The organism is Caballeronia hypogeia, assembly GCF_001544875.2.
GTDB lineage: Bacteria > Pseudomonadota > Gammaproteobacteria > Burkholderiales > Burkholderiaceae > Caballeronia > Caballeronia hypogeia.
The window spans coordinates 125,774-138,649 of sequence record NZ_FCOA02000009.1 but is presented as its reverse complement, the minus strand read 5'-3'; the positions used below and the strand labels follow the sequence as shown (position 1 = coordinate 138,649).

11 protein-coding genes are annotated in these 12,876 nt (G+C 64.9%); 4 read left to right on the top strand and 7 right to left on the bottom strand.

Translation table 11 applies throughout. From position 1 onward, the window contains the following. Window positions 1–46 precede the first annotated feature (46 nt). The 3 genes from AWB79_RS15980 to mnmH all read right to left on the bottom strand — a co-directional run bounded on the left by AWB79_RS15980 (window position 47) and on the right by mnmH (window position 4,345). The gene (locus tag AWB79_RS15980; protein ID WP_061168383.1) at window positions 47–1,909 is read right to left on the bottom strand and encodes a DUF262 domain-containing protein; all 1,863 of its coding nucleotides are present in this window, start codon (window positions 1,907–1,909) and stop codon (window positions 47–49) included. A 288-nt stretch (window positions 1,910–2,197) separates the two neighbouring features. Continuing rightward, entirely contained in the window at window positions 2,198–3,247 is a 1,050-nt protein-coding gene (locus tag AWB79_RS15975) for a permease (protein WP_061168382.1), read from the bottom strand. 30 nt (window positions 3,248–3,277) lie between these two features. Then, window positions 3,278–4,345 carry a tRNA 2-selenouridine(34) synthase MnmH gene (mnmH, locus tag AWB79_RS15970; protein WP_061168381.1) on the bottom strand — a complete coding sequence of 356 codons (1,068 nt, stop codon included), beginning with the start codon at window positions 4,343–4,345 and terminating at the stop codon, window positions 3,278–3,280. Window positions 4,346–4,482: 137 nt separating this feature from the next. On the opposite strand from mnmH, the gene AWB79_RS15965 reads away from it, so the two are divergent. After that, window positions 4,483–5,859 carry an ethanolamine ammonia-lyase subunit EutB gene (locus AWB79_RS15965; RefSeq protein WP_061168481.1) on the top strand — a complete coding sequence of 459 codons (1,377 nt, stop codon included), beginning with the start codon at window positions 4,483–4,485 and terminating at the stop codon, window positions 5,857–5,859. Further along, window positions 5,856–6,602 carry an ethanolamine ammonia-lyase subunit EutC gene (gene eutC / locus AWB79_RS15960; protein WP_061168380.1) on the top strand — a complete coding sequence of 249 codons (747 nt, stop codon included), beginning with the start codon at window positions 5,856–5,858 and terminating at the stop codon, window positions 6,600–6,602. The genes AWB79_RS15965 and eutC overlap by 4 nt, the downstream gene beginning before the upstream one ends. Here eutC and AWB79_RS15955 read toward each other — a convergent pair. From AWB79_RS15955 to AWB79_RS15950, 3 genes are all read right to left on the bottom strand, one after another. After that, window positions 6,599–8,461, bottom strand: coding sequence for a sigma-54-dependent Fis family transcriptional regulator (locus AWB79_RS15955; protein ID WP_061168379.1), 1,863 nt, complete (start codon window positions 8,459–8,461; stop codon window positions 6,599–6,601). The two genes, eutC and AWB79_RS15955, sit on opposite strands and share 4 nt — an antisense overlap. Window positions 8,462–8,619: 158 nt before the next feature. Continuing rightward, complete coding sequence (locus AWB79_RS37995) at window positions 8,620–8,793, bottom strand: DUF1328 domain-containing protein (RefSeq protein ID WP_064506628.1); 174 nt, start codon at window positions 8,791–8,793, stop codon at window positions 8,620–8,622. A 152-nt stretch (window positions 8,794–8,945) separates the two neighbouring features. Further along, the gene (locus AWB79_RS15950) at window positions 8,946–10,109 is read right to left on the bottom strand and encodes an OpgC domain-containing protein (RefSeq protein ID WP_061168378.1); all 1,164 of its coding nucleotides are present in this window, start codon (window positions 10,107–10,109) and stop codon (window positions 8,946–8,948) included. A gap of 309 nt (window positions 10,110–10,418) precedes the next feature. Here AWB79_RS15950 and AWB79_RS15945 point away from each other — a divergent pair, with 309 nt between their 5' ends. Further along, window positions 10,419–11,183 (top strand): TerC family protein, encoded by a 765-nt coding sequence (locus tag AWB79_RS15945; protein ID WP_061168377.1) that lies wholly within the window; start codon window positions 10,419–10,421, stop codon window positions 11,181–11,183. 41 nt (window positions 11,184–11,224) lie between these two features. Continuing rightward, window positions 11,225–12,460, top strand: coding sequence for a glycosyltransferase family 87 protein (locus AWB79_RS15940; protein ID WP_061168376.1), 1,236 nt, complete (start codon window positions 11,225–11,227; stop codon window positions 12,458–12,460). 5 nt (window positions 12,461–12,465) lie between these two features. Here AWB79_RS15940 and AWB79_RS15935 read toward each other — a convergent pair whose 3' ends face one another. Continuing rightward, window positions 12,466–12,870: a DUF4186 domain-containing protein gene (locus AWB79_RS15935; RefSeq protein WP_061168375.1), complete on the bottom strand. Its 405-nt coding sequence runs from the start codon at window positions 12,868–12,870 to the stop codon at window positions 12,466–12,468. Window positions 12,871–12,876: the final 6 nt, after the last annotated feature.

Below are 12,876 nucleotides of genomic sequence, written 5' to 3'. Positions count from 1 at the left end.
ACGCGGGCGCGGCAATGCCGCCCGCGCCAGCCCGTCTGCCTCGAAACTAGCGGCGCGGCCAAAGCTTGAGTGCTCGATCGAGAAGCTCACGTCCGCGCGTCTCGATTGCATCCTCGTCCCACACGTCGTATTGGTGCAGCTGAGTATTGATGGGCAGCAAGGAATGCGCGAGGATCTCGCGACGCTTCTCCTGCCAGGGACCATGCTTGATGGAACTGTTCAGGCTACCTGTGATAAGCGTCAGATTGCCGAAGGTCTGAACCAGGCTATCTCGTCGCTCGCTGGCAAGTGCTCGAGGCTCGCCGTCACCCTGCAACCATGCGTCCTCAATCCCCTTCGATCCATCCTGCAACGGCCAATGTGCCACCCATCCTTGCGGCATGATGTGTTCGACCGTGATGGGACCGTCGAACTTGAGCGCCTCCATCTTCGAACTCAAGTACGTCTTGCTGATGCGCCCGAGCACGTAAGTAATGCGCATGTTGTTCAGTTGAGAATACGCATTTCTGCTCATCCATGCGCGGGCGAATGCTTCATCGCTCGGCCATTCGTCCGTGGCGCTGTGCAACCCGGCAAGATGTTCGGCTACGACATCCGCCTTCGCTCCGTCACGCCGGATTGCCCGCGTCAACGCCATGAACAGGCGGTTATATGCCTTTGTCTCGGCACCGCAAATCGCTCGACGCAGGAGATAGCTTTCCAGAATCTCTGCAATCCTTGCCATCTCCGCGTCGTTGGCGCCGCCATCAAGCAATGCAAGCAAGGGCGGATAAGCGGTGCTCACGTCGAACACGCTGAGGAAACGAGCGAGACGGCCCAGGACATTGCATTTGTCCGGAACCGAGATCCGACGAAAATCGTCGCGTCGCTTTGCGATCGACACAAGTTCGTCCCGAACTGTATTGAATGGTTTCGCGCGGTCGATCCAGTACTTGTATTCAACGAACAGGTGTTTAATCGGAATATCGCGCGCCTGCTTGCTGGCGAGAAAATGCTGGATAAAAAGGTCGCTTCTGGGCCGACGAAGACGCCCTTGCGTTACTTCTTCGCGCCAGAAATCTTCATCAAACTCGGCCCAATATTGCTTGTAGAGCTCTTCCTGAGCTTCGCCCTGCCTCGCCGCACGCAAGAAGATGTAATTTCGCAGCAGGTCAGCCGGCAATAGCGGCTCCCCTCTTGCGTTGAGCGTCTCGAAGATCACCTGGGCGTCGTCATCGCGTTCGAGATCGATCGCTACGACCTTGAGCGCCGTCTTCAGTGCCTCGAAGCACTCTTCCAGCCGATCGGCGAGAGAAATATCGGCCGCCAGCGCGGGGGCGCTGTCCGTACCTTTGAAGAATTCAACCAACTGCTCGTAAAAAAACAGATATGCCTCGACCATGCGGGGACGCGGATCAGGCTTCCGCGCGCGCGGCCGGCGGACCAGCGGATGAAGTCCTTCCAAGGCCGCGCGTGATCCGGCTGTAAGAACGTCCCTGAACTGGTTTCTGTCGGAAAGCGTAGGCCAGACCTTGAATTGCTCTATTTCCGGCTCAGCCATGCGGCCGGTATTGAGTGTGAATTTCTCGCACTCGTCCGCAAAATCAGCTAGCCCCTCTTCCCGACAAAAATCCCGAAACGCGGCCAGGAAAAGCTGAAGCGTCGTGAGCCGCTGTTGCCCGTCAATGACACTCCGACGCTCGACGCGTCCGGTCTGAGTCTGTTTCTGATCGAGCACCATCGCCCCCAGGAAGTGGACGGGAGCGTCCTTCCTGTCTTCGATGAACTCAGTGAATTTTCGGGAGATATCCTCCCAGAGCGGCTCCCATTGATGCTCTCGATTCCAGACGTATTGCCGTTGGAACATCGGAATCTCGAGCCTCATCTTCTTTTCGAAGATGTCCAAAACCGCAATCGCGTTTGCATCCATACAGTTTCGTCTCTCAGTTTCTCGTTTTCATAATTGCCGCTAAAAGACAGAGCGCAGCGGCTATTGATGATACTCGGCGAGACACGACGGAGAGCTTGGGACAGGTTCGGAATATGTCGATACCAGGAGGACGGCGTTGCATACCAGTCACAACGCTCACCATCTCGTGACGAAGGCTGATCGGAAACCGAAACAATCTCGATTGACGTGCCGCCGAGCGCGCACGGTCCTCCCATAAACACGACAGAAGTGGCCGTGTCGAATGAACGACCGGCGCGGACGACGTGTTCAGAAAAACGCCGCCGCAATCAATCCGCTTGCGATCCCGAACAGAATCACCGCCACGGCAACGAACGCGAGCACGCGCGGCGGAAACGACTTCGCGAGCATCGCCAGCGACGGCACGCTGACCGGCGGCAAGGTCATCAGCAACGCGCCGGCGGGGCCCACCGCCATGCCGAGCGACAGCATCGCCTGAATGATGGGCACTTCGCCGGCAGTCGGAATGACGAACAGCGTGCCGGCGACGGCAAACGCGGCGATCCACAGCATGCCGTTGCCGATATCCGGCCCGATGTGCGGAAAGAGCCACGCGCGCGCCGCGCCGAGCAGCAGCACGAGCACGATGTATTCGGGCACGAGCCTCAACGTCATGCGGCCGAGGATCTTGATCCAGCGCGAAAACGCGGTGCCCGGTTCGTCTTCCTCGATGAGCTTCGACAAAGCCGCGCGCGACGCCGCGGCCTGCGCCGGCGTCACCATGCGGTTCACTGCGTAGCCGAGACCGAATACCATCAACACGCCGAGCACGAAGCGCAGGCCCGTCCATTCCCAGCCGAGCACGAAGCCCATGAAAACGAGCGCGGCAGGATTGAGCACGGTATTGCCGAGCCAGAACGCGACCGCCGCGCCCGGCGCCGCCTCGCGCGCGCGCAGGCCCGCGACGACGGGCGCCGCGCAGCACGTGCACATCATGCCGGGCAGCGACATCAGCCCGCCGTTCACGACGCTGCCGAAATTGTGCTCGCCCAGCGCCCGCGCGACCCAGCGCGGCGGAATCAGCGCCTGCACGGCGGAACCGAGCAGAAGACCCAGCACCATCGCCTGCCAGATGGCCTTGCCGTAGGTTATCGCGTAATCGAGCGCGGCCTGCCACGACGGTTCGGGCGCGCTCGCGGCGGTGCCCATCAGAATGGATTTGCCGATGGAATGCTGGCTCGCCGCGACGAACGCGCGGTTGTAATACGGAAACCATTTCACGTAGAACAGTCCCACGACCGCGATCAGCAGAAACACCATCCAGCCGAGCGCGACGCGAGGTTGTCGAAGCGTGGTCATATCTTTTTCTTTCGAGTGAGTTGAAATCGGTCAGCCGAGCGCCGGGGTGGTCTCGGCGAGCTGGGCCAGCAGCGCCTTCGCCTGATCGAGGCTGTCGGCGTCGTTCGGGCGGAACAGCACATGCGCCGCGTGCGGCAATCCGGTGTAGAGCGCCTTGCTGCTGCGCCCATAAGCGGGATCGTAATGACGGTCGATCAGTTCGGCGAACAGTTCGGCGCGCGCGTTTTCATCGATCAGACGATGCCAGTGCTCCACGCGCTCGCGGCTATGCAGCCCGACGAGCTTCGACAACTGCGTCTTGAAGAACGCGGGATCGTCGAACAGATGCGCGTAGTCCTGCAACAGAAACGCGATGCGGTCCTCGCGCCGCGCCTCGACTTCCAGGCACGAGGCCGCATGCAGACTGTCGAGCAGCGCGTCGGGCAGCGTGATCGAGCCGATGCGCCGCCCTTCCGCTTCGGCAAAAACCGGTTTCGCCCGATCGAAGCCCGAAAGCGTCGCGACCAGCGCCGAATCGAATGCCTTCTGCGATGGCTGCGGACGCCCCGGCAACGCGCCGAGCAACGATCCGCGATGCGCGGCGAGCCCTTCCAGATCGAGCGTCTGCGCGCCGGCCGCATCCAGCGCGTTCAGCAGGCGCGTCTTGCCGCTGCCCGTATGGCCGATCAGCACGACGTAGCGGAAGCGTTGCGGCAGCGCGCCCAGCCGTTCGAGCGCGTCGCGCCGGTACGCCTTGTAGCCGCCGTCGAGCTGGCGCGCCTGCCAGCCGATCATGTTGAGCCACGTCGTCATCGAGCCGGAGCGCTTGCCGCCACGCCAGCAATAGACGAGCGGACGCCAGTTGCGCGGCCTGTCCGCGAACAGCGTGTCGAGATGATGCGCGATGTTGCGCGCGACCATCGCCGCGCCGACGCGCGTCGCCTCGAACGGCGAGACCTGCTTGTACATCGTGCCGACGATCACGCGCTCCTCGTTGCTGAGCACGGGCGCGTTGATCGCGCCGGGAATGTGGTCCTCGGCGAATTCGAGCGGTGTGCGGACGTCGACGATTTCGTCGAAATCGCACAGACGGTCGATGGTAACGAGCAGGTTTTTCACGGATTGCGGGCGGGTCCGGGGACGGGCGAATGAAAAATTATCGCATGCGGGCGGAAATCGGCCCGGACGGCGCGAATTTCTTTCAAAAGTGCCAGAAGCGTTAAAGTGTGCCGATCGACCGGCGCGAAGGAGAGGCGATGAGCTATCACGAGACGATCGGCGCACGCGGCTACCGTTTCGACGATCTGAAGACGCTGCTCGCGCGCGCCAGTCCGCGCCGCTCCGGCGACGAACTCGCGGGCGTCGCGGCGGCGACGGAAGAAGAGCGCGTCGCCGCGAAAATGGCGCTCGCGCGGGTGTCGCTCAGCGCGTTTCTGAACGAACCGCTGATTCCCTACGAGCACGACGAAGTCACGCGCCTGGTCTTCGACACGCATTCCCGTGAGGCCTTCGCGCCGATCGCGGATCTAACGGTCGGCGAATTCCGCGAATGGCTGCTCGCCGACAGCACCGACACGGCCGCGCTCGAACGCATCACGATGGGCGTCACGCCGGAAATGGCCGCGGCCGTCTCCAAGATCATGCGCAACCAGGATCTGATCCTCGCGGCGCGCAAGCGTCCGGTGGTCACGCGCTTTCGCACGACGATCGGGCTGCCGGGGCATTTGTCGGTGCGGCTGCAGCCGAATCATCCGACCGACGATCCGAAGGGCATCGCCGCCTCGATGCTCGACGGCCTGCTCTACGGCTGCGGCGATGCGGTCATCGGCATCAATCCGGCGTCGGATTCGCCCGCCGCCATCGGCCGCCTGCTCGCGATGATGGACGACTTCCGCCAGCGCTACGACGTGCCGATGCAATCCTGCGTCCTCACGCACGTCACCAACACGCTCGCGGCGATCGAACAAGGCGCGCCGGTCGATCTCGTGTTTCAGTCCGTCGCGGGCACGGAGCGCGCAAACGCGAGCTTCGGCGTGTCGCTTGCGATGCTGGAGGAAGCGCGCGACGCGGCGTTGTCCCTGAAGCGCGGCACCGTCGGCGACAACGTCATGTACTTCGAGACGGGTCAAGGCAGCGCGCTGTCGGCGAACGCGCATCACGGCGTCGACCAGCAGACCTGCGAGGCGCGCGCCTATGCGGTCGCGCGGCGCTTCAGCCCGTTGCTGACGAACACGGTGGTGGGTTTCATCGGCCCGGAATATCTCTACGACGGACGGCAGATCATCCGCGCGGGACTGGAAGATCACTTCTGCGGCAAGCTGCTCGGCGTGCCAATGGGCTGCGACATCTGCTACACGAACCACGCCGAAGCCGATTCCGACGACATGGACACGCTGCTCACGCTGCTGGGCGTGGCGAACGTCAATTTCATCATGGGCGTGCCGGGCGCGGACGACGTCATGCTCAATTACCAGAGCACCTCGTTTCATGACGCACTCTACGTACGCCGCGCGCTGAACCTGAAACGCGCGCCCGAATTCGAAGCGTGGCTCGCGAAGATGCGCGTCACCGACGAGCGCGGCGCGTTGCTCGCGGCGCCCACGCAACCCTTGCTCGAATGGATCGAATCATGACCAACGCCGACGCCTGGGACACGCTCAGGCGCTTCACGAACGCACGCATTGCGTTGGGGCGTACGGGCAGCAGCCTGCCGACCGCGCCCCTGCTCGCGTTCGAGCTCGCGCATGCGCAGGCGCGCGACGCGGTGCATCAGCCGCTCGATACGGCGGCGCTCAGGGACGAAATTCGCGCTCTGAGCTTCGACACGCTCGAAGTGAAGAGCGCCGCGCCGGATCGCGACGTCTATCTGCGCCGGCCCGATCTCGGCCGCGTGCTCGACGATGACAGCGCGGAACGGCTCTCAACGCACGCAGCCGGTTGCGAACTCGTGTTCGTCGCCGCCGATGGACTGTCGGCCTTCGCCGCGCAACGTCACGTCGCGCCCTTGCTCGGGAGTCTGCGCGAGAAGCTCGAAGGCTGGAACGTCGGTCCGGTCGTGATCGCGACGCAGGCGCGTGTCGCGCTGGGCGACCGCATCGGTGAGCTTTTACGGGCGAAGCTCGTCGTCGTGATGATCGGCGAGCGGCCGGGACTCAGTTCGCCCGACAGCCTGGGCCTCTACGTGACGTACGCGCCGCGCGGGGGCCGCAGCGACGCCGAACGCAACTGTATCTCGAACGTGCGGCCCGAAGGGCTCGATTATGGCGCCGCCGCGTTCAAGCTGATGTGGATACTGAACGAGGCACGCCGGCTAGAACTCACCGGCGTCGGACTGAAGGATCACAGCGAATCGCTGCCCGCTCCGGACGCAGACTAGATCCGCAACTTGCGATACAGCGTCGTGCGCGAAATCCCGAGCGCGCGCGCCGTCGCGGAGACATTGCCGTCGTTCGCCTTCAGCGCGGCCGCGACCGCGCTCGCCTCGATATCCGCTAGACTCGCGGCGCCTGCGCGCGGCGGCGTGTCTTCCGGCTGAACGGCATCGCAGAGTTCATCGACGAAATCGTGCGGCAGATGCTCGACGCGAATGTGGGCGTCGTGATCGTCGAGCATCGCGGACGCGGTGCGCAGCACGTTGCTCAACTGACGGAAATTGCCCGGCCACGGATGTCGCGCAAAAAGCGCGAGCACCTCGTCGTCGATGCTGACGACGCGGCCCGCGAAACGCTCGGCCCGCAAAATCTTGTCGACGACCGCGCGCAAATCCGTGCGTTGCGCGAGCGGCGGCAAGGTCACCGTCAGCCCGTTGACGCGGTAATAAAGATCCTCGCGAAACTCCCCTTGCGCGACGCGCTCGCGCAGCTTGCGATTGCTCGCGCAGATCAGCGTGAAGTCGACCGGCACCGCGCGCGCCGCGCCGAGCGGCTCGACCACGCGTTCCTGCAGCACGCGCAGCAGACGGCTTTGCATCGCGAGCGGCATGTCGCCGATTTCATCGAGAAACAGCGTGCCGCCGTTCGCCTGCACGATCTTGCCGATCGCGCCGCGTTTCGCCGCGCCGGTGAACGCGCCCTGCGCATAGCCGAACAACTCGGATTCGATCAGCGTCTCCGGCAGCGACGCGCAATTCACCGCGACGAACGGCCCCGCGCGGCGCGGCGAATCGCGATGGATCGCGCGCGCGAGCATTTCCTTGCCCGCACCGGTTTCGCCGCCGATCAGAATCGGGATGTTCTTGCCGATGACCTTGCGCACGCGCGCGACGATGTCGTTCATCTGCGCATCGCCAGTGCAAAGCTCCGTCAGACCGGAACCCGCCTCCTCGCGCACGGCGAGCGCATTCGATGCGACCGCCACGTTCGACGCTGCCCGCGCGTGAAAATCGACCTGCGCGAACACCACCACGCCGCTGTGCAGTTCGAGCCGGCAGGCCGCATCGCCCGAGCGCGCGATCAGCGCATCGGTGCGTTCGCCGAACAGCGCCTCCAGCGTCTGCAAACGCAGACGTCCGAGTTCGAGGCCGAGCTGAAACTGCGCGCTGCGATTGGCGCAGAGCAGACGCCCGTCGAGATCGAACACCGCGATGCCCTCCATCAACGTGCCGATAAACTCGGGCCGGCTATGAAAACGGATGCGCAGTCCGTCGCCGAACGCGCTCGCGATCAGGCGGTTCTCGATCATCTGCCCGGACATCTTCACGAGCGCCATCGTGTGCTGGTGGTAGCCGCGGCGGTCACCGGTGACATCGAGCACGCCGGAGAGATTGCCGTGCGGATCGAGGATCGGCACGCTGGAGCAGGTCAGGAAGTGATTGGCGCGCAGATAGTGCTGATCGCCATGCACGGTGACGGCGGTGCGCTCGGCGATGGTCGTGCCGATTGCGTTGGTGCCCTGATGCTCCTCGCTCCACACGGCGCCCGCGCGCAGCGCGACTTTTTCGGCGCGGGCGAGGAAGTCGTCGTCGCCGAGCGAATGCAGGATGAGGCCGCTCGCGTCCGTCAGCGCGATCATGCTGTGCGTGTTGGCGATCTGCGCGTACAGCGTTTCCATCACCGGCAGCGCGTGCGCGAACAGCGCGCGGCTTTCATCGAGCCTGACGGCGAACTCCGTGCCGGAGAGCACCGCGTACTCCGGCCGCATCGTCTCGAACAGGCCGAACGTGGCCGAGCGCTCGTGCGAGTGCTGAATGACCTCGCGTTGCGCGGGCTGCAAGGCCGCGCCGATGGCATGCTGCATCGCCTCCTCCTTCGAATTCCCGGCAGCCGGATGTTCGGCCCAAGCGCCGCCCCGCCGTCGCGTGAATGTCTCCTCGCGGCAATGTAACACCGACGCGGCGCTCGGGTCGATTCGAGGAAGCACGCGGATGCGCGCCGCTGCGCCCTGCCTGGCGAGCGCTACAGCACCAGCGAGCCCGCGGAGATCGCCACGATCAGGAAAATCACGAACAGGATCAGGAAGATGAAGAAGCAGATTTTCGCGATGCCCGCCGCGCCCGACGACACGCGCGTGAAACCGAACAAACCGGCGACAACAGAAATGATCGCGAAGAGAATGGCGAGTTTCAGCATGGCAGCAGATCCGATGTTGTTGTAGTCGTTCTTGCCCGTGCAAGCTGCGTGCCTTGTCGGTGATTTTTGCCGATGGTTGCCGACGGAATTGACCGTTAGTCGCTTTTCAAAGACACAAAAAAGCGGGCGAAACCGCCCGCTTCGATCAACGCTCAACGAATGCCGCGCGCCCGATTGTCGTTCGCCCGAACCGTCGCGGGAGCCGGTGTCGCTGGCGCCGCTGCCGGAAGCGGCCGACGCGTGCCGAGCCAGCCCGCGACCGACTGATGCACTCGCGGCACCGCGAGCAACGCGCCGATCGCGATGGCATCGGCGGCCAGTCCCGCCGGCACGTTGATGAGGCCGTCGGTCAGCGTGAACAGGATCGAATCGACGGTCAGCGAGATCACCGTGCCCGCGACGAAAGAAACCATGCCGTCGCGCCCGAGCGCGCCGACCCAGGGCAGGCGCTGCGCCACCAGCTTCACGATGCCGTAGCGCGCGAGGTTGGCCGCGAGCCACGCGATCGCGAGGAAGTTGACGATGCGCGGCCCCGCGAGATCGCGCTTGAACGCGCTGTCGAGCACCGGCGGCAGGACCAGCAGCTTGTAATACGCCATGCCGGCGATCAGCGCGGCCGCGCCCACGCTCACGATCCAGCCGAAGCGGTGCGCGCTCACGCGCTGGTACACCGGCTGGCAACGCGCCAGCACGCCGAGCGTGAACATCAGTTGCCACGCGGCGGGATTGAAGTCCCAGAGGTTGTCATCGACGGAAGGCATGTATTCGCCGATCTGCGGCGCGAAGGCCCACAGCGCGATGCTCAGGCCCAGCAACAGCCACGGCTTGCTGCGCGCGAGCGGCAGCGTGAGCGGCACGGCGAGCGCGAACAGCGCGTACATCGGCAGCACGGCGGCAAGATAAGGCTGGCGCTCGAAGGTCAGAATCTGCGCGAGCGACGACACCGGCTCCGACACCACGCTGTCGAGATCGTGAAGCGCGAGATTCGGCGCGTGCCCGAAGAACGGCCGCAGCAGGAAGGACGCCACCAGCATCAGCGCGGCGGTGACGAGAAACGCGCGATACAGCTCGAACGCGCGCTTGAAGAAGCGCACGCGCGCCGCGCTTTCCGAGCGGCGTTCCGCGAGCGAGACGTAAGCCGTCGCCGTGGCAAAGCCGCCGAGGAACACGAAGACTTCGGCCGCGTCGTTCAGCGCGAACGCATGCAGTGTGAAGCGCGACAGCATGCTGCCGCCGATGTGATCGACGACGATGATGAGCAGAACCAGTCCCCGAAAGAAGTCCAGCTCGACGAGACGTTGCGATTTTCCCTGCATGCGGCGTACGGTGAAATCCTGCGGCGAGCAGGAGGTTGGACGGCGGCCGCGCATCAATTTCCGGCTGGCGGCACGAAAGCATTGGAGTTTACCCGTAAATACGGCGGCACAGCACCGAAATAAGAGCAAATAATCGTTTCAAATCCGGTATTTGTGGCCCGGCTGCCATAAAGCGCCGGCAAACTTGACGAATGCGCGGCGCCGCGCGACAAGCATCCGTTGGGCACCCATGATGTTTTCAGGTTCCTTACATTTATTCAAGAGATCGGGCTAACATCACGCCCTCTACGCCGGAGCCTGTCTCGGACCATGGACTATCTCACCGCTCTTCTCGCCGATCCGGCCGCCTGGGCCGCCCTCGCAACGCTCGTCGTGATGGAGGTCGTGCTCGGCATCGACAATCTGATCTTCATTTCGATCCTGACCAACAAGCTGCCCGTCGCGCACCGGGAGCGCACGCAGCGCATCGGCATCGGGCTCGCGCTGGTGATGCGCCTCGGGCTGCTCGGCACGGTCGCGCTGATCGTTCGGCTCACGACGCCGATCTTCGAGGCGTTCGGCCACGGCTTCTCGTGGCGCGACCTGATCCTGATCGCGGGCGGCGTATTTCTCGTCTGGAAAGCGACGACCGAAATCCATCATCACGTCTCGCACGACGCCGACGCGCACGCCGGCGCCGGGGCGGCCGCCAGCCTGACGCCGCTCTCGGCCATCGGTCAGATTCTGCTGCTCGACCTCGTGTTTTCCATCGACAGCATCGTGACGGCGGTCGGCATGACCGAGCACATTCCGATCATGTTCGTCGCGGTGATCGCCGCCGTGGCCGTGATGCTGTTCGCGGCCGGGCCGCTGTCGCGCTTCATCGAGCGCAATCCGACGATCGTCATGCTGGCGCTCGGTTTCCTGCTCGTGATCGGCATGACGCTGGTCGCCGAAGGCTTCGGCACGCACGTGCCGAAGGGCTATATCTACGCGGCAATGGCGTTCTCCGCGCTGGTCGAAGGGCTGAACATGCTGGCGCGGCGGGCGAAGGGGCGCGCGGGCGCGTCGCAGGCCGTGAAGCGCAGCGAATAAACGGTCCTAAAGTTCCGTCATCCGCCGCCGATATCGCACGGATGACGACCCAGCCCGCCACCCTCGCCCGCGCCGCCCGTCACTCGTGGCAGCGCGCCTCACGCATCGGCGCTTACAGCGCGACGCTCCTGCTCGCCGTGCAGTGCTTCGGCGTCGTGTTCAACGCGCTGCATTCGTGGAAAAAGTTCGGCTTTCCGGGCGGCGGAGATTTCCTCACATTCTGGGCCGCCGCGCGCATCACCGATGCCGGCGCGCCGCTCGAAGCCTATTCCTGGCCGGCGATCAAGCACATCGCCGCGCAGTTTTCGCCGGACATTCCCATGCCCGGCCCGTGGTTCTATCCGCCCAACTTTCTGCTGATCGCGCGCCCGCTCGCGTGGATGCCCGGCGGGGTGGCGTACGGGTTGTTCGCGGCGCTGTCCTCGGCGCTGTTCGTCTGGCTGATGCGCCGCGCGCTGCCGGCGCGCCACATGCTCGTCTGGATCCTCGCGTTTCCCGGCTTGTGGCTGAACGCCGCGCAAGGCCAGAACGCGGCCATCACCGCGAGCCTCGTGCTGGCGGCGTTGCTTTCGATGCCAGCGCGCCCCGTGCTCGCGGGCGTGTTCATCGGACTGTTGTCGATCAAGCCGCATCTCGCGATCCTGTTCCCCATCGCGCTCGCGTGCGCCGGCATGTGGCGGACCTTCCTCGCCGCCGCCGTCACCGCGTTGCTGTTCACCGGCGTGTCGGTCGCGGTGTTCGGCATCGGCATCGTGCCGGTCTTTCTGCACGGCCTGAGCGACGCCAACGGCTATATCGCGGCCGGCGTGCTGCCGTGGGACCAGACCGCGAGCCTGTTCGCGACGCTGCGCATGGCGCACGTCGCGGCCGGCCCCGCGTATGTCGCGCAGGCGTGCCAGGCGGCGCTCGCGGTCTGCGCCGTCGCGTGGGTCTGGCGCAACTCGACGCAACTCGAAGTGCGCGCCACCGCGCTCGTCGCGGCGACCTTCATGATCAGCCCGTATATCTACAACTACGACGCCGTCTGGCTCGGCGTGCCGGTCGCGCTCATCACCGCGCGCGCGCTGCGCGACGGCTGGCTGCGCGGCGAGCGCGTCATCCTGGTCGTCGCGTGGATGTATCCGCAGATGGCCGATCTGATGTCGATCCATTTCGGCATCGGGCCGGGTCCGCTGGTTTTCGCGTCGCTGATTTTTCTGGCGGTGCGGCGCGCGCGTCTCGAATCGGCCGATGCGGGCACGATCGCGGCCGATCCGGCCATCGGTCAGGCGGGCTGAATGCGCTAAAAAGGCAACTCGCGCTGCGGATTGTCCGGCGCGCCCGACGCCGCGGCAGGCAACGGTTGCGCGCGCAGCCAGCGCTCGATCGCGGCGACCACCTGCCGCCGCTCGGGCTCGTCGAGCGCATGGCCCGCCGCGATGCCGTGCCATTTGGCGAGGCACGAGCGGCAGCACGTCGCCGTCGCGTGCTGGGCGATGAAAACCGGATGTCCGCGAAACGGCGTCTGCTTGCCGTCGTTGACCGGCGCCTCGGGCGCGAGGCGCTTGCCGATCAGCTCGCGCGCCTGCGCAAGCACCGTCTCCACGCCCTTCTCCCGCAGATATTTCCCCTCCCGCACGCCGAGCGCGAAGCGCCGCCGGAACGCCGATTTCGCCAGCGCTTCGAACACGTCGTCGAGATCGCGCATGGCGGG